Consider the following 20,469-nt stretch of genomic DNA (forward strand, 5'->3'; position numbering starts at 1 on the left):
CCAGGGGGTCAAAATTCGGTTGCCGCGCGGGGGTCAGTTTTCAAGCGCCGCTGACACTGGTTGCCCAGCAACCGGATACGCATCTCGTTGCGACACTACGAGTTGTTGCCTGTTAACGATCTCGGCGACAGCCTCGCTGAGTCGAAGTCGGAACTGTTCGTCCTCGGCGAAGCTGAACCTGAGCATGAACTGCTGATTGTCCTGGTGGACCATGCCGGTCATTGCGCTTAGCGCCGCCCTGGATGCTTCGCGTTGCGTTAGAGGCCCCACGGCGATCGCTCTGGCGTGTGCGCCTCCCGCGTCGTAGCGACGCCGTAGTTCCCTCAGTTTCAGCCTGGTCATCTCACGGCAGGCGACGAGGTCGGCGGAACGATGTGCTGAGATAAGCAGATTCGCCGGGTACTCGACGCCTGCGGTCAGCCAATCTCGTACCCGCACCCGCGGGGAACCCGAGGATTGCACCACCGACTCGTAGATTGCTTGCCAGTCGTGATTGGCATCCGCTTCCAGGAGTATTTCGACGAGCACGAGGTCCGCAGGCGCGCGGGGCCGCGTCGCGTTGCGTGCGACCTTTTCCACGTCGCGGATGCGAACACGAAGCAAAGTGATTCCGTCCGTTATGTTCCGCGCCTGGGCGACCACCTGGCTGCTGAGCCGGCGCGGCTTGGCAATCTTGCGATGGCCGTTATCGACGGTCCGGATCTGGCGTTCGTCGATGCCCAGGGTTGCACTTGTGCGATCGACTATTCGATCGCGGCTACCCACAAACGCCCAAATCGGGATCTTATGAGCGTCTTTCGCGATTTCGACGGTGCCGGTCGAGTCAACCTTCGTTCGGAGGTAACTCCGTATGTCCTGTTGATATGTGCTGTCTTCTTGAAGTAGTTCCCACTCATTTATCAATAGTCGGATACGTGCTGTCGCAAATTTCGAGCCATTCCACGGAGTTGAGATATCAATCATGCCGGCCAGTACACGAAGGAGACCGGGTTCTTCGTCACGCTGCGTGACGTAGTTTCGCAGCGCGTCGGCAGCGATCAGACCGCCCATGCTGTGGGCAATGATGAAGATCTCGTCGTAGTCGATCGACAAGTCCTGAAGGCGTTCGGTCAGTATTTTGGCAACCACGGGTACTGGTGGTCGTTTGCCGATTCGTCGGCGCAGTCCGCTGCAGTAGTCAAAGAGCGCAACGTCCATGGGATCCCGGGCTGGGTCGTCGAAAACTAAGCGAGGAAAGTTGCCCCAGGTATGGTAGCCGCCGCCATTGAGGCCATGGACGAAGACGATGAGGCGCTTGGCGTCCTGGTCGCGGTGGCGGTGAAGATTCAGCCTCGATTCGTCGAACCGGAACCGTTTGAATCGCGTTTGATCCCGCGCGTTCACAGCGGCACGAGAGCGCGGCCTTGGTGTAGGGCCGGTGATAGCCCCGACAAATGCATCACCGAGCGGTTCGGGAATTTCGATGACCACATCGTAGGCAAGAACGACTCTGAAGCGGTTCCTTCTACCACCGTGTCGGGTGCGCGCAACGCGGTCGACACAGAGGCCACGCACTAGTGGCAGAGCGGAGATACCCGGGCGCGTGCAGGCGCGGTGTTCGACATCGCCCCGGGGCACACATGGGTGTCTACTGCGAGTTGCCAGGTAGTAGTCGCTTTGGAAGGGGGTAGGCCCCCGGCATAGCGGAAATTACGAGTCAACGACCTCGAACCGATGAATCTCTGTATTTACTCCCCTCAACCATCGCCACCATGACCGACGAAGCCACCTCAGAGCGGGCGAGGAAATCGATACAAGTCCTTGCCATCCGTCGAACGTGGTGAGCGGGAAACTGACGCTTCCAGACGCTCAAGAAGATCGCCGACTTCCTCGGCGTCGATCCGGGGCGGTTGCTGGACGACGTGGACGAGCCATAGCCCGCCGGGGGCGCTTCTCGAACCGCGGAACGCGCCTTGCGTCGCGGGCCGGTCCTGATAACCGCTACGCGGAGTCGTCCGCGTCATCATCGAGGTAGATCTGATTGATGATCCCCACCTATCCGGCCCATGCGGCCGGCTCAGCCAGCGTGTTCAGTATCTCAACATTAATGACACGGCTGTCATTTCGAGCCTTTCACGCGCGCTTGCGCGAGAAGTTCGACGCCAGTCGTGACAATCCGTGACGACTACGTCTGCGCAAAACACGTCAGGCCCCCTCGAAAGGGGGCCTGATCAGTGTGGCAGATGCAGGATTCGAACCTGCGTAGGCTTTCGCCGACGGATTTACAGTCCGCTCCCATTGGCCGCTCGGGCAATCTGCCGGGATTCGCACCACCGGGAACCCCGGTTTGGCGCGAGTAGCAGAGTACAACGAAGATGTACCGAACACGAAAACGGGCTCCTGAGCAGGGGCGGATATACGGAGAGGCAATCCAATGGCGGATTCATCGTTCGACATCGTCAGCAAGGTCGATCGACAGGAGGTCGACAACGCCCTGAACCAGGCCGCCAAAGAGCTGTCCACCCGCTTCGACTTCCGTGGCACCGACACCACCATCGCCTGGAAGGGCGATGAGGTCATCGAGTTGGTCAGCTCGACCGAGGAGCGCGTCAAGGCCGCGGTCGACGTGTTCAAGGAGAAGCTGGTTCGCCGCGACATCTCGATGAAGGCCTTCGACGCCGGCGACCCACAGCCCAGCGGCAAGACCTACCGCGTCTCGGGCACCCTGCAGCAGGGCATCAGCAGCGAGCAGGCCAAGAAGATCACCAAGCTCATCCGCGACGAGGGCCCCAAAGGCGTCAAGGCGCAGATTCAGGGCGACGAGATCCGGGTGTCCAGCAAGAAGCGCGACGACCTGCAGGCCGTCCAGGCACTGCTCAAGGGCGCCGACCTGGACGTGGCGCTGCAGTTCGTCAACTACCGGTAGCGCTCACGAGTCGCTGTTCAACTCCTTGTCCAGGTGCGTGCCGACGTTCTTGCTGTCGCCGTGATGATTGGTCGTGTTGCGGCATTCGCCGTAGAGCTTGAACGCGAGCCGACTTTCGCCTTGGTAATACTCGATGTTGATCGCGACGCCGTCCCTGTTGATGGTGCCGCCGTACATGTGCTGTGTGGGTAGCTTGTCCGACCAGCCTGCGGCCAACATGGCGGTCTTGACCTGCTCGGCATAGTCGTGGCCGCTGACGCCCGGAGGTAGTTGCGCACTCATCTCGATATACCCGCGGTTCGGTGGCGCGCCATCGTCATTGCAGGACTCGAGATAGCCACCACCGGTGACGTCTTGCAGCCCGGCCACTTTCCGCAACTGCCGGCCGGCGTTGATGACTTGGGCCATGGACTCTTCATCGGTCATCGGGTGCGCTGGACGATCACTTCGGGGAAGCAAGCCACATCCTCCTAACATCAGGGCACACGCGACAGCCGCTGTACCGACGCGATATCGACTACTTGTAATCATGGTCGTTCTTCACCGTCTCACCTGGGCGATTGGATTCGGGATCCGAATATGCCGGGGTCCCGGGAATGGGTATGTCGACATGAGGCACCGGGACGTCGATACCGAACGGCAGGTCGACGTGGTCGGGCGTCGAGAAGGTCGGCCGATGCCGGTCTTCGGCCAGTAGTCCGTCGCTCGCAAGGCGTTCGCTGTGCCCGCTGGCGATATCGGTCATGGACCGCAACGACTCACTGCCCATGTCGTAGTACCTCGAGTGATCGTGAAAGCTCCAGCCGGTTTCGCCGGCCACCTCGGCCCGGAACCGGGTGGCGCCGAATCCTTCTGCCGATGGATCGGTCCCCAGACCGGCGACCGGCCCCAGCGGATTACCGAGCTCGGCGTTCAGCCATTGCGCCGCCCCCGGTCCGCCCATACCCAGTCGGGCGACGGGATCGGTCGACGCCGCGCCGACATACACCTGGCCACCGTCGACGTGGAAGTCCGCTGCACTATGCGCCAAATCTGTTCCAGGACAGCCAATCAACACGACATCGTTGACTTTCATGCCGCTACCCGCACACGCATCGGCAACCGTGGTGGACCCGTAGGAGTGACCCATCACCGTCACGTGCGACGTACCCAGATGCGTCGCGGCCAGCCCGTTGACGTCGGCCGCCAGTAGGTCGCCACCCTGCCGGGCCAGGGTCGGGTTCGCGATCCGTGGATCGGTGAAGCTGTCGGGCGCGTCATAGCCCGTCCACATCATCACCGCGGTGGAGCGGTTCGGGTCGGCCAGCCTCGCCTGGTCGTATACGTGAATCGCATCGTCATGGCCGTCGGCCAGCCAGCCGTCATGGACACTGCTGCCGGTGCCGGGCACGATCACCGTCGTGTTGTTCGCCGTGTCGGGGTTTCCGAGGCAGATGGCCGCCCGCCCCTGCCCGCCGTCCGCCTCCGGTTGATAAGCCCACAGCATGACCGGACGTTCCCTGCTCGAGTCGGTGCCGGACCCGCTTTGGTGCGCGAGACCTTCACTGGTCCGCCGGGCGTTGTAGAACCGCGTGGCGTCGGTTTGCGTCAGCCCGAACCGGCCGGGGTCCTTGAGGACGTCGTCCTCGGAGACGTGATTGCGGTTGGCGACGTCACGGACCCGGTTCAGGTCGTCGTTCATCACCTGCTGATTGACCGCGTCCCGGGCACTCGCCGGGACGCCGTTGAGGTTGCCCAATTCCGGCGGATGCCGGGCGATCAGCTGCTGTCGCTGCTCCGGTGTCAGTGCGGTCCACCACTTGTCGACGTCCTCGGGGTTGGTTCCCGGGGGCGGAATCTGGATCTCCTGCCCGCCGATATTCACCGGCGCCGAGGGTTTCTGGCCTTGTACGGCCTGGTCGATGGCCGTGGCAGCGAGTGTGTCGGTGGTGTCGAAGGCCTTCAACTGCTCCTGAATGGACGTCGTGAAGAACTCCGCCATTTTCTTGAGGGGCCCGGTGTCCCCGATCAGCCACTGCTGCGGTGTGACTACGCCATCGTCGCTGACCGAAAACCCGAGTTTGATCGCGGTGTCGACGAATTCCAGAAGGGTGCTGCGCAGCGAGGTCAACTGATTTCCGCCGTCGGTCAGCACCTTGGTCAGCTTGTCCAGCCTGGCGCGGTAGGCCTCCTGCTCATCGATCAGCTTCTGCGCCTTGGCGATCGCGGCATCGCTCGCCTGCCCCTGCCAGTTCGCTTTCAAGTCGGCCAGTTGGCGGCGCTCGACGCCGATGACGATCTCCAATGCGGCCGACGTGGTCCGCACGTCATCGGCAGCATCGAGCATCGCCCCCGGCTTTGCCGCGCGCACGCGCGACACCGTCACCGTCACTACTGCCGCACCCCCTCGGCGCTCGCTCCTCCGATCGTCGCACAGCGTGCGGGTACCAACCGACACAACATCCAATTCGCACCACCGGCCGGACACTCCGACATAACCTGGTCGCCATGGCACCAGCGCAGCGCGAACCGACCGTCGTCGTCCTTGGTGGCGGATCCTGGGGCACCACGGTGGCCGCCATCTGTGCTCGCCGCGGCCCGACGTTGCAGTGGGTGCGGTCCGAGGAGACCGCCGCCGACATCAACGAAAAACACTGCAACAGCCGATATCTGGGCGACGGGGTGGCGCTGCCCCCATCGCTGCGGGCAACCACCGATTTCTCCGAAGCGGCGGGCTGCGCCGACGTCATCGTGATGGGAGTGCCGTCGCACGGCTTCCGCAACGTGCTGGGCGAGCTGGCGAAGGAACTGCGGCCGTGGGTTCCGGTGGTATCCCTGGTCAAGGGCCTGGAGCAGGGCTCCAATATGCGGATGAGCGAGATCGTCGACGAGGTGCTGCCCGGGCACCCAGCCGGGATTCTCGCCGGACCCAACATCGCCCGCGAAGTCGCCGAGGGCTACGCCGCCGCAGCGGTGCTGGCCATGCCGGACCAGCACCTCGCCGCCAATCTCGCGACGTTGTTCCGCACCAGGCGTTTTCGCACCTACACCACCGACGACGTGGTGGGTGTAGAGATGGCCGGTGCACTCAAGAACGTCTACGCGATCGCCGTCGGCATGGGGTATTCGCTCGGCATCGGCGAGAACACCCGCGCCCTGGTGATGGCCCGGGCAGTGGCCGAGATGTCACGACTAGGCGTGGCGATGGGCGGCGACCGCGACACCTTCGCGGGCCTGGCCGGCATGGGTGACCTGATCGTCACCTGCACCAGCCAGCGCAGCCGCAATCGGCACGTCGGCGAACAGCTGGGGCAGGGCAAGACCGTCGCCGAGATCATCGAGTCCATGAACCAGGTCGCCGAGGGCGTCAAGGCCGCGAGCGTGATCATGGAGTTCGCCGAGAAGCACGGGCTCAGCATGCCGATCGCCCGCGAGGTGGACCGCGTCGTCAACCACGGTTGCACGGTGGAGGACGCCTATCACGGCCTGATGTTCGAGAAGCCCGGTCACGAGGTGCACGGCTCGGGGTTCTGACCTCAGCGCGCGCGGGACGAGACGGCGATCAATTGGCGTAGGGGTTGCGGTCTTTCGGCCTGTCCAGCAACGGATTCGACTCGTTGACGATGAAGCTGCCCGACGGGCTGACCACGAAGCCGGACTGGTCGAAGCTGTTGACACACGCCGTCATGGTGCCGTCGGTGCCGCAGGTGATGTTGCGGTAAGTGATCCGCGAACCGGCCGGCAGCGTCTGCACGGGACCGGGCATCTCCCCGACGTACTTCGGTCCGGTCAAGGTGTTGAACGCCGGCGCACCGACCTGTTGGCCGACGACCACGTTGGCGCCGTCGGGTGCCCCCGGCAGCGGTCCGCTGCAGCCGTACTCGCCTTCGTTGCGGCGCATGATGCAGGTCAGACCACCGGGAGCCTGGAACATATAGAACGTGCCGTCCTTGCCGGCGTACGTCGACGGGCTGACGGGCTTGAATCCGTTCAGGTTCGGCGCGGCGGGCCCCGGGGGCGGGGGCACCGGCTCGGGCGGCGGATCGGCCGCGGCAACGCCCGGCACCAACGAGATCGCCCAAGCGGCCGCGACCACACCGATCAGGAATCTGCTCAACACCCGCTCAGAGTAAAACCTCGGCCCCACGCCCCGCAGCGTCAGTGGCAAATCACTTGCAGCCCAGGTCGACGTAAACCGTGGTGGTCTGGCCACGCAGTCTGCCTCCCTGACTCGAAAGTTCGCGACCATGCCGGACGGCGGTGACGGTGCATTTGTCGATGGATCCGCTGCCGACCCGGGATTCGATCACCCGGAAACCCTCGTTCTGCAAACGATGGATGGTCTGGGTCGCCGACTCGCCGGGGGCGGGCGGCGTCACCGGACGCGCCGCGGCCGGGGCGGCCAGCGCAACCATCAATGCCAGGACGATTCCGGTTCCGACGGGGATCTTGGTGGGATTCTTCATTGTTTTCCCTCTCCCGCATTCAGCGCCGATAGCACTGAATCAATGAGTTCAGCGTAACCACGGAAATCACCGAAAAGGGAATTCTCAGGCCGAACACATACGGGTTCCCGCGCGCTTCAAGACGAATTCAGGCGAAACTCAAATATTCGACTCGGACGTACGCGGATCGTGCGATTCGCTCACGATCACAAACTCGCCGATGTCCCGGATCATCGGCAGCCGCACCCGGAAAACCGTTCCCGCAGTGTTTGATTCGACTTTGACCCGACCGTCGTGCGCCTTGACGATCGTCGAGACGATGGCCAGGCCCAGACCCGTGCTGCCGAGCGCGCGAGAACGCGACTTGTCGGCGCGCACGAATCTGTCGAACAAAATCGGCAACAATTCTTCGTCAATTCCCGGGCCGTCGTCGGCGACTGTCAATTCCACATATCCGGGACCTGGCATCAAACTGGTCGTGACCGTCACTCCCGCCGGGGTGTGCACCCTGGCATTGGCCAGCAGGTTGCCGACCACCTGATGCAGCCGCGACGGGTCACCACGTACCCACACCGGCACGTCAGGGATGCGGGTGCGCCACCGGTGCACCGGCGACGACACCGCGGCATCGTTGACGGCGTTGATCACCAGGTCGCCCAGGTCGACGTCGTCCGTCTCCAGGTCCTGGCGCTCTTCCAGCCGGGAGATCAGCAGCAGGTCCTCCACCAGACCGGACATCCGGTGCGCCTCGGACTCGATGCGGGCCAACGCGTATTCGGTGGTCTCCGGCAGCGCGGCGCTGTCCTGGCGGGTGAGCTCGGCGTAGCCACGGATGGCGGCCAGCGGGGTCCGCAACTCATGACTGGCGTCGGTGAGGAACTGCCGGGTGCGACGGTGCGACGCGGCGAGTTCGGCCAGCGCACTGTCGACGTTGTCCAGCAGCTTGTTGAGGGTGTCCCCCACAATGCCGACCTCGGTGCGCGGGTCGGTGTCCTCCGGTCGGACGCGTTCGGTGATGCGGTGGTCCTCGCTGTCGAATTGGCGCCTCGCCACCTTGGCCGCGGTCGAGGCCACCCGGCTCAGCGGCCGCAGCGCATAGTTCACGACCGCGATGGTGCCGACGGCCGTCAGCGCGATGGCCAGCAGCGTCATGACGGCGACGGCGACCGTCTTACGCGCCACCACATTGTTGGCCTCTTCCATGGACACCCCGGAGACCAGCACGTCACCGTCTCCGACGTCCTCGCCGGCCATTCGGTACCAACCGAGCCGCGGCAGTTTGACCGACCGGGGCCCGAGGTTGGTCCACTGTTGCCCGCTGACCGCCTTGACCACGTCTGCCGGGACCGGTTTCGGCTCGCCGTCGGGGAACACCGCCGACTGCACGACGACGCCCTTGTGCACGACGGCGATGAGATTGCCGGGAGCCTGGCCGCCGAAAGCGGTCAGGCCGTCCTCTCCGGCATCGATCGGATGTGCCGGGTCGCCGCGCTTGATCTCGAGCCGGTCATACGAATGGCCGAGAGCATCGAGCGAACGGTCCAGTTCCCCGTCGCTCATCGCCGACACGTAGCTGTGCAGGCTGTATACCGACAACACCCCGACCGTCAGCAGCACCACGGTGACCAGGGAGGTGACACCGAGTACGAGACGACGGCGCAGGGTCCGCGGACGCCACCACGGCACCTTGACTGGCACTTTGGCCGGATTTCGGGCAAGCACTCGAGTCGGCACCCGGGTCACGCGCGTCACCTCGGGCAGGTTAGTCCTCCGCGTCGGCAGGGCGCAGCATGTAGCCCACGCCGCGCACTGTGTGGATCATCGGTTCGCGGTCGGTGTCGATCTTCTTGCGCAGATACGAGATGTACAGGTCGACGATGCTGGACTTGCCGCCGAACCCGTAGTTCCACACCCGGTCGAGGATCTCGGCGCGGGCGATGGCGCGTCGCGGGTTGCGCATGAGGTACCGGAGCAATTCGAACTCGGTGACGGTCAACGCGATGGGCTCACCGCCGCGCGTCACTTCCCGGCTGGCACCGTTGAGCACCATGTCACCGACCTTGAGCACCTCGTCGGATTCGGGCGCCAGGTGGCTGGAGCGGCGCAGCAGCCCACGCAGCCGCGCCACGAGCTCTTCGAGGCTGAACGGCTTGGTCATGTAATCGTCGGCACCGGCGGTCAACCCGGTGACCCGGTCCATCACCGAATCCCGCGCGGTCAGAAAAAGCGTCGGTGTGTAGCCCTCGGCCGCCCGCACCCGCTGCAGCAACTGCAGGCCGTCGGTGTCGGGCAGCATGATGTCCAGCACCACGAGGTCCGGTTCCATCTCACCGAACTTGGTGACCGCGTCACGGCCGTTGTGGGCGACCTCGACAACCCAGCCCTCGTAGTGCAGCGCCATCTTGACCAGGTTGGTCAGCGCCGGCTCGTCGTCGACGAGCAACACCCGGATGGGGGATCCGTCGGCACGTTCCATGCGCGGCAGCTGGCCGAGCACTGCGGCTCGGGGATGGCGCTCTCGTGGTGGTACCGACATCGTTGTCATTCTTCCATTGTGTTGAGAACACAGAAACTTGTCACTGTGTTCATACCGAGTTCAAATATTAGTCTCCGCATATGACCCACGTCACTCAATCGGTCCGAAGTGATGCATGAGAGTCGTTGCCATACAGCAATTTTGACCGGCCGGACCGCCGATCCCCAGCGTACCGACACGGCCCGCACCGACCCCTAACCGAGCATCGGAAACCCATCAACGCTTCGGCGCGGCACGAAAATTTGCGTTCTCTATGCGTACCCGCCCTCGCCTTGCGGCCCCGTCGGGCGATAAATACTCTCGCACTTAGCAATTGACGCAGCCTGTCATCGGCTACCGCCGAGAGAGTATGAAACATGTTGCGCTGCAACATGTTCAATCGACAATGGCGTCGGCGGGGCGCGCGGGCTGGAACCCGCGCCGCGTATCTGCACATGTGTCCACCGGACAACCATCGGAGAACGGAAACCTAGGCATGCTAGAAACCGCCCCGCCGGCAAAGGGTTTGCGCGCCATACTGCGCTATGACCTGCCTGCGTCACTTGTCGTATTCCTGGTGGCGTTGCCACTGTCGCTCGGCATCGCCGTCGCCTCCAACGCGCCGATCCTGGCCGGCGTCATCGCCGCCGTTGTCGGCGGCATTGTCGCCGGCGCGCTCGGCGGCTCGCCGCTGCAGGTGAGCGGCCCGGCGGCGGGTCTGACCGTCGTCGTGGCCGGGCTGATCGCCGAATTCGGCTGGGGCGTGACATGCGCCATCACCGTCGGCGCCGGCATTCTGCAGATCTTGTTCGGCTTGAGCCGGGTGGCCCGCGCCGCACTGGCGATCTCCCCCGTCGTCGTGCACGCCATGCTGGCGGGCATCGGCATCACCATCGCACTGCAGCAGCTGCACGTGCTGCTGGGCGGCAAATCCAACAGCAGCGCATGGGAGAACATCGAACAGCTGCCGGCCGAGCTGATGAGCATCCACGGCCCCGGGTTCCTGCTGGGCATGCTGGTCATCGTCACGCTGGTGGCGTGGCGCTGGGTGCCGGCGCCGGTCAACCGGGTCCCCGGCCCGCTGGTCGCCATCGTCGGCGTGACGGCCCTGTCCGTCCTGTTGCCGTTCGACGTCAAACGGATTCAGCTGAACGGCTCGCTGCTGGACTCGCTGACCCTGCCCACCCTGCCCACCGGCGACTGGGACGGCGTCATCGCCGGTGTCCTGACCGTGGCGCTGATCGCCAGCGTCGAGAGCCTGCTGTCGGCGGTCTCGGTCGATCGCATGCACAACGGTCCCCGCACCAACTTCGATCGGGAGCTCATCGGCCAGGGCGCGGCCAACACCGTCTCCGGCGCCATCGGCGGCCTGCCTATCACCGGTGTCATCGTCCGCAGTGCCACCAACGTGACAGCCGGCGCCAAAACCCGGGCCTCGGCGATCCTGCACGGCATCTGGATCCTCGCGTTCGCGGTGCCGTTCGCCGGCCTGGCACAGCTCATCCCGACGTCGGCGCTGGCGGGCCTGCTGATCGTCATCGGCTGCCAGCTGATCAAAAAGGTGCACATCGAAACCGCCCGGCGCACAGGCGATATCGCGGTCTACGCGATCACGGTGCTCGGCGTCGTCTTCCTCAACCTACTCGAGGGTGTGCTGATCGGCCTCGGCCTGGCGGTCGCCCTGACCGTGTGGCGCGTGATCCGGGCCAAGATCGTCACCGAGCACATTGCCGGCAACGACTGGCGCATCGTGATCGAGGGCTCCGTCAGCTTCCTGTCGCTGCCACGCCTCACCTCGGCACTCGCTGCGGTGCCGACGGGCTCCGACGTCACCATCGAGTTGTCGGTCGACTTCATCGACCACGCCGCCCACGAGACCATCGACGAGTGGAAGCGCCAACACATCGCCGGCGGCGGCTCCGTCGAGATCCATGAGCACGGCACCGCCGAACTGCGCAACGCGACAGCCGGCCCGCCGACCCGCACCTTCACCCCGTTCGACAAGCGGTCCGGTGTCGTCCCGTGGAAGTCGCGGCCGCAGACCAACTCCGTCATGGACGGCCTGGAGGCCTACCACCGCCGCACCGCGCCGATGCTCCGCCCGCACATGGAAGAGCTGGTCCACACCCAGAAGCCGCAGACGCTGTTCATCACCTGCGTCGACTCGCGAGTCGTGCCCAACGTGATCACCAGCAGCGGTCCCGGCGACCTGCTCACAGTCCGCAACGTCGGCAACATGATCCCGGAGGGGCGCGCCGACGCGTCGATCGAAGCGGCCATCGCCTTCGCCGTCGACGTGCTGCAGGTCTCCTCGATCGTGGTGTGCGGCCACTCCAGCTGCGGTGCCATGACGGCGGTGCTGAGCGGCGATCACGGCCATGACGAGCACCTGCACACCTGGCTGGAGCACGGCGACGTCACGCTGCGCGCCTTCGACGAGGGCCGCCATCCCGTGGCCCAGGCCGCGGCGAACGAGGGGTTCGGCATCGTCGACCAGTTGTCGATCGTCAATGTCGCCCTGCAGACGCAGAGCCTGACCGCCCACCCGCTGGTCCGCGAGCGGTACCGCGCCGGTGACCTCGAGGTGATCGGGTTGTTCTACGACATCGGCACCGCAGCTGCCCTGCGGGTGACGCCGGTCGGCGTGGACCGCCTGATCGAGGTGGCTGAGTAAAACCTGGTTGATCCTGCGCCCAGGGCCGTAAACCGCGAGAGCGGCAGGCCCTGGGCGCAGTGTCATTTCATGCACAGCAGCAGGAATGCGCGTTCGGCAGCTCGCCGCGTGGTGTTGGGCCGTCGGACCGCCGGTCGCCCCTGCAGCGTTGACCCTGAATCCATGGCGCAAAAGTGCGAGTGGCGGAGGCCCTGAGAGCAGAGTCAACACAGAATCAGCCGCGGCGTCCGTTGACCCTGTAATTAGGGCGCAAATGTGCGAGTAACCAACGCCCCCAAGGAAGAATCGACGACAGTACCCCGTTGACCCTGAACCCAGGCCACAAAAGTGCACGTAGCGAAGGCCCTCGGCGCAGGGTCAGGGCGGGAAACCGGGGCGCTACCGCCCGGCCATGCGCTCCAGGCGCGCGATCCGGTCCTCGATGGGCGGGTGGGTCGAGAAGAGCTTGCCGATCTTCTCGCCGGCGCGGAACGGGTTGGCGATCATCAGGTGGGCCTGGTCGGCCAGCTGCGGCTCAGGGGGCAACGGGGCCTGCTGCACGCCGGCGGTGATCTTGCGCAATGCGCTGGCCAGCGCCAGCGGGTCACCCGTCAACTCGGCGCCCGACTGGTCGGCCTGGTACTCGCGCGAGCGCGACACCGCGAGCCGGATGATGGTCGCGGCCAGCGGACCGACAATCGAAAGAACCAGCAGGACAAAGGGATTGGGCCGGTCGTCACGGTCGCCACCGAACATGCCGATGAAGTACGCGACGTTGACCAACGCCGTCACCACCGACGCCATGGCGCCCGCGACACAGGAGATCAGGATGTCGCGGTTGTAGACGTGCGACAGCTCATGTCCCAGCACGGCGCGCAGCTCGCGCTCAGTGAGGAGGTTCAGGATGCCCGTGGTGCAGCACACCGCGGCATTGCGGGGGTTACGCCCGGTGGCGAAAGCGTTGGGCGCGGCGGTGTCGCTGATGTACAGCTGCGGCATGGGTTGCCGTGCGGTGGTGGCCAGCTCGCGGACGATCCGGTACATCGCGGGCGCCTGCATCTCGCTCACCGGCTGCGCGTGCATGGCCCGCAACGCCATCTTGGCGCTGTTGAAATAGACATAGGCGTTCATGCCGATGGCGAACAGCACCGCCAGGTACATGATGTTCTTGCCGAACAACGAGCCGATCAGCACGATGAGCGTCGAGAAGCCCACAAGCAGCGCGAACGTCTTCACGGTGTTCGCGTGGGGATTCCACGTCATCGGCTACCTCCTCCAAGCGCAGTCAGTACTCAGCACAGTCCAACTCACTGCAAATCAACGCTCGGCGGACGGCACCTGGTTCCGCGGTGTCCCGATCGGCGGTCAGCCGTGGCGGTCAGCGGTGTATTCGACCAGGTTGAGCAGGGCCAACCGGCCCGGCAGGTCCGGGAGATTGTCCAGCTCGGCGCGAGCGTCAGCGGCGAATCGCTGGACGGTGCGCTTGGCCTCGGCCATGCCGTCGGACGCCCGCAGCAACCCCAGCGCCTCGGCGAGTTCGCCGTCGTTGTCGATGGGCGTGGCCAGCAGTTCGCGCAGCCGGTCGGCGGCGGACCCGGAGCTGCGCAGCGCGTACAGCACCGGCAGGGTGTGCACGCCTTCGCGCAGGTCGGTGCCCGGCACCTTGCCCGACTCGTCAGGATCGCTGTCGATGTCGATGATGTCATCGGAAATCTGGAAGACGGTGCCGACGATGCCGCCGAGCCGGCTGAGCCGCTCGATCTGCTCTTCACCGGCGCCCGAGAACGTCGCACCGAAGCGGCCGGATGCCGCGATCAGGCAGGCGGTCTTCTCGTACACGACCTTCAGGTAGTGCTCGACGGGGTCGGCGCCTTCGACGGCGCCGCGGGTCTCACGCATCTGGCCCGTCACGAGCTGGGCGAACGTGTCGGCGATGACGCGGACCGCGTCCGGGCCCAGCCGAGACACCAGGCGCGAGGCGGTGGCGAACAGGTAGTCACCGGCCAGGATCGCGATGTTGTTGCCCCAGCGCGCGTTGGCACTGTCCGCACCGCGCCGAACCTGGGCCTCGTCCATGACATCGTCGTGGTACAGAGTCGCCAGGTGCACCAGCTCGATCACGGCACCGGCGATCGCGACGTCGTTGTTGTCGGGATCGGGCCCCAGCGACGCAGACAGCACGGTGAACAGCGGACGGAAGCGCTTGCCACCGGCCTGGAACAAGTGCTGGACGGCCTCGGCCATCAGCTCGTCGGCTTTGCCCAGCTCGGTCGACATGAGGTCTTCGATACGCGCCACCGCGTCACGAACCTGCGCGGCGAAGGCGGCGTCACCAAAGTCCACGCCCGCGACCACTGTCGCTGGTGTCTTCATGGGTCCAACATACTGGGCGGCATGGTCGTGCACGCAGATGTGGTCGTGGTCGGAGCCGGGCCGGCAGGGTCCGCCGCTGCCGCCTGGGCGGCGCGCCGTGGCCGCGACGTCTTGGTCATCGACTCCGCGCAGTTCCCCCGGGACAAGGCGTGCGGCGACGGGCTGACCCCGCGGGCCATCGCGGAACTGCGTGAACTCGGGCTCGGCGAGTGGCTCGCCGGCCGCGTCAGCCATCACGGGCTGCGCCTGGCCGGCTTCGGCGCCGAGCGCGAAGTGCGGTGGCCGGGCCCGTCGTTCCCGGCGACCAGCAGCGCAGTGCCCCGCACCGAGCTCGACGACCGGATCCGGCAGGTCGCGGCCGATTCCGGCGCGAAGATGCTGCTGGGCGTCAAGGCCGTCGACGTGGCACACGACGTCACCGGCCGGGTGCGCACGCTGAAGCTCGACGACGGGCAGGAGGTGAGCTGCGCCGAACTCGTTGTGGCCGACGGTGCCCGCTCGACGCTGGGCCGTGTCCTGGGCCGCCAGTGGCATCAGGAGACCGTCTACGGGGTCGCGATCCGCGCCTATCTCGAGACACCGCGGCACGCCGAACCGTGGATCACGTCGCACCTGGAACTGCGCTCGCCCGAAGGCGAGGTGTTGCCGGGTTACGGCTGGATTTTCCCGCTGGGCAACGGCGACGTGAACATCGGTGTCGGTGCGCTGGCCACCGAGAAGCGCCCGGCGGACGCCGCGTTGCGCCCGCTGCTCGCCCATTACACGAACCTGCGCCGCGACGAGTGGGGCTTCGACGGCCAGCCGCGGATGGCCAAGTCGGCTCTGCTGCCGATGGGCGGCGCGGTGTCCGGGGTGGCGGGGCCGAACTGGATGCTGATCGGTGACGCGGCGGCGTGCGTCAACCCGCTCAACGGCGAAGGCATCGACTACGGCCTGGAGACCGGGCGGCTGGCCGCCGATCTGCTCGGCTCGGGCGACCTGAGTGCAGCCTGGCCCGCGGTGCTGCGGGAGCACTACGCCGCGGGGTTCTCGGTGGCGCGCCGATTGGCGATCCTGCTGACCGTGCCGAAGTTCCTGCCGCTCACGGGACCGGTCGCGATGCGATCGCAGTACCTGATGACGGTCGCGGTCCGCGCCATGGGCAACCTGGTGACCGAAGAGGACACCGATATGGTCGCCCGCCTGTGGCGCCAGGCCGGACGCGGCTCGCGCCGGCTGGATCAGCGCAAGCCGTTCAGCTGAGCGACCGCGCGAACCCGACGATGTCGCGGACGGTGGCGGCGAAGACATCGGGCATGGCACCCGCCAGCAGGATGTCACCGGCGTGGCAGGTACCGGCGACGATCCGGCCGACGACGCTGACGCCGGCGGCCGCGAGCCTGCGGTAGTAGATCAGGCCCTCGTCGCGCAGCGGGTCGAGCTCGTTGACCGAAATAACGTGCGGCGGAAGGCCTTCCAGCTCCAGATCGGTAGCCTCGGCGGCCCAGCAGGTGCCGTCCTGCGCGTGCTCCTGGTCGGGGTCGTAGACCGAGCCCAGCAGGGCCAACTGCAGGCGGCTGATGAAGTATTGGTCGTTCTCACGCAGCGACGGCAGTTCATCGGTGTCCTCCAGCCAGCGGTTGGAGATGTAGGGGCACTGGGCATAGACGCCGGCGATCTCGCCGATCCACCCTTCCCGCTTGGCCTTCAGCGCGACCGTCAGGGTCAAGTTCCCGCCGCCGGACTCCCCCGCCACGATGAGGTGACTGATGTCGAGCTCATCTTTGTGCGCTGCCGCCCACCGGACGGCGTCCGCGCAGTCGTTCAGCCCGGCCGGGAATGGATGCGGGCCGAGCGCACCGCCCGAATTGCGGAACTCGACACCGATGACGACGAGGCCTGCGGCCGCGAGGTTTTCGCGCAGCCGCAGGTACTGGATGTCGGCGGCACTGCAGATTGCCATGCCGCCGCCGTGCAGGTGCACGAGGCCCGGTAATGGCCCGTCGGCGTCGGCGGGCCGGCTGATGAACAGCGTGATGTCGTTGCCGTCGACGCCCGCGATGGTGGTTGTCGTGGTGGTGACGCCCTCGGCGGCGGGTGCCTGCTCGCCGAACATCTTAAGTACGGCGCCGGTCCCCTGCTCGGCGAACGAGACGAACTCCAGACGCTGCGCCAGCGGGGCATCGACCGTCAGGTCGGCTTCGGGGAGCCGCCCGTCCATCCCGAAGGCGGCGAGAGCCTTGACCATGCGCGGGTCGGCGCGAGGGTCGGTGCCGATGGTGCAGTCAGGGTCAGCGAGGCGTCCATAGGGCATGGCCCCATCTTGGTGCCGAACGCGAACGTGGTCGCGACTTTGCGAAAAGTCGCGACCACGTTCACCGAAGGCGGAAAGTTACCGGTATTCGCAGAGGTAAGCGGTCTCGACCTCGACCCGGACGCCGAACTTGCTGTCGGCCGGAACGGTGAATTTCGTTCCAGCGGCAAAGGTCTCCCACTCGTCGCTGCCGGGCAGCTTGACGGTCAGCGCGCCGGACACGACGTGCATGATCTCGAGGCTGGAGGTGCCGAATTCGTATTCGCCGACGGCCATGACGCCGACGGTCGCGGGGCCTTCGGCCGGCGCGAAGGCGATCGACGCAACCTTGCCATCGAAGTACTCATTGACCTTGAACAACTGGGGCTCCTCGAATTCAGGTGAGGGGTCAGGATATCTGGGGCCTACTGCACCACGTATTTGTGGACCCCGAGGATCGCGTTCTCGTCGGCCGGCTCGGTGGTGCACTCGTGCAGCGCCGCGCGCACGCCGTCGGTGTCCATGTCGGTCCCGATGCACACCAGCTGGGTGCCCCTACCGCGGCGTTTCTGCAGCCGTAGCGAACCACCGACCAGCTGCAGCAGGTACCGGTGTCCGGCGCCGAAGTCGACGAAACCTTTTGCGCGATAGAGACCGACAGGGCGGTCCCGCAGCAGCGCCAGCAGCCGGCGCGGATTCAGCACGTCGTCGGTGGTGTATTCGACGGTCTGATAGACGGGATGCTCGTGGTCGTGGTCGTCGTGCAGCAGCTCGTCGAACGACAGCTGGGCCTGCGGGGCACGTTCCGGGACGTCGATGAGCAACGTCGGGTCGATTCGAGCAAAATCAGTGGGCTGCACCGGAACTCGTGGGTTCTGCGCGCGAATCCGGGACACGACGTCGTCGAGGTCGGTGGCGTCACCCGCCCGGTTCAGCACGACGAGATCCGCAACAGGCAGGCCGTGCCCGAACTCCGGCTCGGTGGCGTTGACCACCAGAATCAGGCCGCCGTAGTGAAAATCCTCGGAGTCGGCGGTCATGATGGTGCGCGCCACGGCGGGCGGTTCGGCGACGCCGCTCGCCTCCACCACGATGAGGTCCAGGGCTGGGCGCACCGCCGCGAGCTTGCCCAGCATCTCGGCGACCTCACCGTCCTCGGCAACACAGCAGATGCAACCGTTGGACAGCGATGCCATCGCATCGACCTGGCCGGCGACCAACATCGCGTCGATGTTGACGGCCCCGAAGTCGTTGACCAGCACCCCGATTCGCGCACCCCGGCCGCCCCGCAGCAGATGGTTCAGCAGCGTGGTCTTACCCGCGCCGAGGAAGCCGGCGACGGCGACGACGGGAATGCTCACGGCTTGACTGCGGCGTGCAGCGCGACGATCCCCCCGGTCAGGTTGCGCCACCGCACCTGCGACCAGCCGGCCGCCTCGATCTGGCGGGCCAACTCGTCCTGATCGGGCCACGCCCGGATCGACTCGGCGAGGTAGACGTACGCATCAGGGTTGGACGACACCGCGGTCGCCATCGTCGGGAGCGCCTTCATCAGGTACTCCTTGTAGGCCGTGGCGAACAGGCGGTTGGTGGGCGTGGAGAACTCGCACACCACCAGACGCCCGCCCGGCCGGGTCACCCGCGCCATTTCGCGCAGGCCGGCGGTGAAGTCGACGACGTTGCGCAGCCCGAAGCTGATGGTCACCGCATCGAAGACGCCGTCGTCGAACGGCAGCTTGGTGGCGTCACCGGCCACCTTCGGGACGTTCCGGCCCGCACCGGCGGCCAGCATCCCCACCGAGAAATCGCAGGCCACACACCAGGCGCCCGACGTCGCGAGCTCGACGGTCGACACCGCGGTCCCTGCGGCCAGGTCCAACACCTTGTCACCGGGGCCGATACCGAGCGCCGCCCGCGTCTGCCGCCGCCAGAACCGGTCCTGCCCCAGGGACAGCACGGTGTTGGTGATGTCATAGCGACGGGCGACGCCGTCGAACATCGACGCGACCTCGTGCGGATCCTTCTCCAATGACGCGCGACTCACGGATATGACGCTACCGGCTGGTCCTGCGCCCCGCGTCTGCGGCGGCCCGGGAATGGAACGGCCACCGCGGGAGCTGTAAGCCGCATGGGTGCAAAAGTCTGGTTCATCACGGGTACCTCGCGCGGCTTCGGACGCGAGTGGACGGCAGCTGCGCTGGAGCGCGGCGACAAGGTGGCCGCGACCGCGCGGGACGTGTCAACGCTCGACGACCTCGTCGCCAAGTACGGCGACGCGCTGCTCCCCCTCGCTCTCGACGTCACCGACCGCGATGCCGACTTCGCCGCGGTGCAGGCGGCGCACGAACACTTCGGCCGGCTGGACATCGTCGTCAACAACGCGGGCTACGGCCAGTTCGGTTTCATCGAGGAGCTGTCCGAGGCCGAGGCGCGGGATCAGATCGAGACCAACGTCTTCGGCGCGCTGTGGGTCACTCAGGCGGCGCTGCCGTACCTGCGCGCGCAGGGCGGCGGACACCTCATCCAGGTGTCCTCGATCGGCGGCATCAGTGCGTTCGCGGGCCTCGGCGCGTACCACGCGTCCAAGTGGGCACTCGAGGGTTTCTCGCAGTCACTGGCCGCCGAGGTGGAGCGGTTCGGGATTCACGTCACGCTGATCGAGCCGGGCGGCTTCTCGACGGACTGGGGCGGCGCCTCTGCGAAGCGGACCACCGAACTCGAGGCGTACGACGGGTTGCGCGCGGACGTCGCGCGCTGGCGTGGCGAACGCAACGCGGTACCGGGAAACCCGGAGGCGTCCGCGGCTGCGGTGCTCAAGATCGTCGATGCCGAGAACCCGCCGCTGCGAGTCTTTTTCGGTAGCGCACCACTGCAGATCGCCAAGGCCGACTACCAAAACCGGTTGCGCACGTGGGAAGAGTGGCAGCCGGTATCCGAGCTGGCGCAGGGCTGAACGAAGGAACTCCGATGGCGGGATTGAAATTCATCCGACGGGACGACGGGCTGACCTATGAGTTCGCCGAAGACGGCGTGGCTCATGGGTTCCCGTCGTACAAGCGGGTCGACCTGGACATCTGGTGCCGGCGGCTGCCGCACTTCGGGTGGGTGGTGTGCACGGAGCTGGGCGCGGTGTCGAGTCGCCCCTTCGACCACGCGGGGTTCGGTTACCTACCGCCCGAGGGTGCGTGGGTGAGTCGCAAGGATGACCACTCGTACGTCTACGACCTCGTCCACGTGAGCTGACAGGCGTTTCCCGCCGAACGTGCGTGTCTGCGCACGGCACGCCGGTCAACCCGTGCATATTCGTCACCCTCGGCGGCTGCGAGC

Annotated in this window: 19 protein-coding genes and 1 tRNA gene; 6 read left to right on the top strand and 14 right to left on the bottom strand. The window is 66.0% G+C overall.

What is annotated here, in order from left to right; translation table 11 throughout:
• Positions 1-33: 33 nt before the first annotated feature.
• Positions 34-1,470 (bottom strand): alpha/beta fold hydrolase, encoded by a 1,437-nt coding sequence (locus tag ACX12F_RS23780; RefSeq protein WP_459366743.1) that lies wholly within the window; start codon positions 1,468-1,470, stop codon positions 34-36.
• A 746-nt stretch (positions 1,471-2,216) separates the two neighbouring features.
• Positions 2,217-2,299, bottom strand: a tRNA-Tyr gene (locus tag ACX12F_RS23785).
• 114 nt (positions 2,300-2,413) lie between these two features.
• On the opposite strand from ACX12F_RS23785, the gene ACX12F_RS23790 reads away from it, so the two are divergent.
• Entirely contained in the window at positions 2,414-2,905 is a 492-nt protein-coding gene (locus ACX12F_RS23790; protein WP_459366744.1) for a YajQ family cyclic di-GMP-binding protein, read from the top strand.
• A gap of 3 nt (positions 2,906-2,908) precedes the next feature.
• On the opposite strand, the gene ACX12F_RS23795 is transcribed toward ACX12F_RS23790, so the two are convergent.
• Both ACX12F_RS23795 and ACX12F_RS23800 read right to left on the bottom strand, forming a co-directional pair.
• Positions 2,909-3,331: a lipoprotein LppJ family protein gene (locus tag ACX12F_RS23795; RefSeq protein ID WP_459366745.1), complete on the bottom strand. Its 423-nt coding sequence runs from the start codon at positions 3,329-3,331 to the stop codon at positions 2,909-2,911.
• A gap of 91 nt (positions 3,332-3,422) precedes the next feature.
• Complete coding sequence (locus ACX12F_RS23800; protein WP_459366746.1) at positions 3,423-5,255, bottom strand: alpha/beta hydrolase; 1,833 nt, start codon at positions 5,253-5,255, stop codon at positions 3,423-3,425.
• Positions 5,256-5,392: 137 nt separating this feature from the next.
• On the opposite strand from ACX12F_RS23800, the gene ACX12F_RS23805 reads away from it, so the two are divergent.
• A complete protein-coding gene (locus ACX12F_RS23805) occupies positions 5,393-6,418 on the top strand; it encodes an NAD(P)H-dependent glycerol-3-phosphate dehydrogenase (RefSeq protein WP_459366747.1) in 1,026 nt (341 codons plus the stop codon).
• Positions 6,419-6,446: 28 nt separating this feature from the next.
• Here ACX12F_RS23805 and ACX12F_RS23810 read toward each other — a convergent pair whose 3' ends face one another.
• From ACX12F_RS23810 to ACX12F_RS23825, 4 genes are all read right to left on the bottom strand, one after another.
• Positions 6,447-7,004, bottom strand: a complete 558-nt coding sequence (locus ACX12F_RS23810) for a hypothetical protein (protein ID WP_459366748.1) — start codon at positions 7,002-7,004, stop codon at positions 6,447-6,449.
• A 49-nt stretch (positions 7,005-7,053) separates the two neighbouring features.
• Positions 7,054-7,350 carry a hypothetical protein gene (locus tag ACX12F_RS23815; RefSeq protein WP_459366749.1) on the bottom strand — a complete coding sequence of 99 codons (297 nt, stop codon included), beginning with the start codon at positions 7,348-7,350 and terminating at the stop codon, positions 7,054-7,056.
• 138 nt (positions 7,351-7,488) lie between these two features.
• A complete protein-coding gene (locus tag ACX12F_RS23820; protein ID WP_459370482.1) occupies positions 7,489-9,027 on the bottom strand; it encodes a sensor histidine kinase in 1,539 nt (512 codons plus the stop codon).
• A gap of 64 nt (positions 9,028-9,091) precedes the next feature.
• Entirely contained in the window at positions 9,092-9,874 is a 783-nt protein-coding gene (locus ACX12F_RS23825) for a response regulator transcription factor (protein WP_459366750.1), read from the bottom strand.
• Positions 9,875-10,340: 466 nt separating this feature from the next.
• Here ACX12F_RS23825 and ACX12F_RS23830 point away from each other — a divergent pair, with 466 nt between their 5' ends.
• The gene (locus tag ACX12F_RS23830) at positions 10,341-12,518 is read left to right on the top strand and encodes a SulP family inorganic anion transporter (protein ID WP_459366751.1); all 2,178 of its coding nucleotides are present in this window, start codon (positions 10,341-10,343) and stop codon (positions 12,516-12,518) included.
• A 378-nt stretch (positions 12,519-12,896) separates the two neighbouring features.
• Here the strand turns inward: ACX12F_RS23830 and htpX are convergent, their stop codons facing one another.
• Together htpX and grcC1 are read right to left on the bottom strand one after the other, a co-directional pair.
• Positions 12,897-13,760, bottom strand: coding sequence for a zinc metalloprotease HtpX (gene htpX, locus ACX12F_RS23835; protein ID WP_459366752.1), 864 nt, complete (start codon positions 13,758-13,760; stop codon positions 12,897-12,899).
• Between the two features lie 102 nt (positions 13,761-13,862).
• Positions 13,863-14,870, bottom strand: coding sequence for a nonaprenyl/(2E,6E)-farnesyl/geranylgeranyl diphosphat synthase (gene grcC1, locus ACX12F_RS23840; RefSeq protein WP_459366753.1), 1,008 nt, complete (start codon positions 14,868-14,870; stop codon positions 13,863-13,865).
• A gap of 21 nt (positions 14,871-14,891) precedes the next feature.
• Between grcC1 and menJ the strand changes: the two genes are divergently transcribed.
• Positions 14,892-16,112: a menaquinone reductase MenJ gene (gene menJ, locus ACX12F_RS23845; RefSeq protein ID WP_459366754.1), complete on the top strand. Its 1,221-nt coding sequence runs from the start codon at positions 14,892-14,894 to the stop codon at positions 16,110-16,112.
• On the opposite strand, the gene ACX12F_RS23850 is transcribed toward menJ, so the two are convergent.
• The 4 genes from ACX12F_RS23850 to ACX12F_RS23865 all read right to left on the bottom strand — a co-directional run bounded on the left by ACX12F_RS23850 (position 16,105) and on the right by ACX12F_RS23865 (position 19,186).
• Positions 16,105-17,163, bottom strand: a complete 1,059-nt coding sequence (locus ACX12F_RS23850; protein ID WP_459366755.1) for an alpha/beta hydrolase — start codon at positions 17,161-17,163, stop codon at positions 16,105-16,107. The genes menJ and ACX12F_RS23850 overlap by 8 nt on opposite strands.
• Before the next feature lie 78 nt (positions 17,164-17,241).
• Positions 17,242-17,523 (bottom strand): pyrimidine/purine nucleoside phosphorylase, encoded by a 282-nt coding sequence (ppnP, locus tag ACX12F_RS23855; RefSeq protein ID WP_459366756.1) that lies wholly within the window; start codon positions 17,521-17,523, stop codon positions 17,242-17,244.
• Positions 17,524-17,567: 44 nt separating this feature from the next.
• Complete coding sequence (locus ACX12F_RS23860) at positions 17,568-18,503, bottom strand: CobW family GTP-binding protein (RefSeq protein WP_459366757.1); 936 nt, start codon at positions 18,501-18,503, stop codon at positions 17,568-17,570.
• Positions 18,500-19,186: a demethylmenaquinone methyltransferase gene (locus ACX12F_RS23865; protein ID WP_459366758.1), complete on the bottom strand. Its 687-nt coding sequence runs from the start codon at positions 19,184-19,186 to the stop codon at positions 18,500-18,502. The genes ACX12F_RS23860 and ACX12F_RS23865 overlap by 4 nt, the downstream gene beginning before the upstream one ends.
• Positions 19,187-19,270: 84 nt before the next feature.
• Between ACX12F_RS23865 and ACX12F_RS23870 the strand changes: the two genes are divergently transcribed.
• Together ACX12F_RS23870 and ACX12F_RS23875 are read left to right on the top strand one after the other, a co-directional pair.
• Positions 19,271-20,095: an SDR family oxidoreductase gene (locus tag ACX12F_RS23870; protein WP_459366759.1), complete on the top strand. Its 825-nt coding sequence runs from the start codon at positions 19,271-19,273 to the stop codon at positions 20,093-20,095.
• Between the two features lie 14 nt (positions 20,096-20,109).
• Positions 20,110-20,385 (top strand): hypothetical protein, encoded by a 276-nt coding sequence (locus ACX12F_RS23875; RefSeq protein ID WP_459366760.1) that lies wholly within the window; start codon positions 20,110-20,112, stop codon positions 20,383-20,385.
• Positions 20,386-20,469 lie beyond the last annotated feature (84 nt).

It is taken from the genome of Mycolicibacterium sp. HS_4_1, assembly GCF_054515875.1.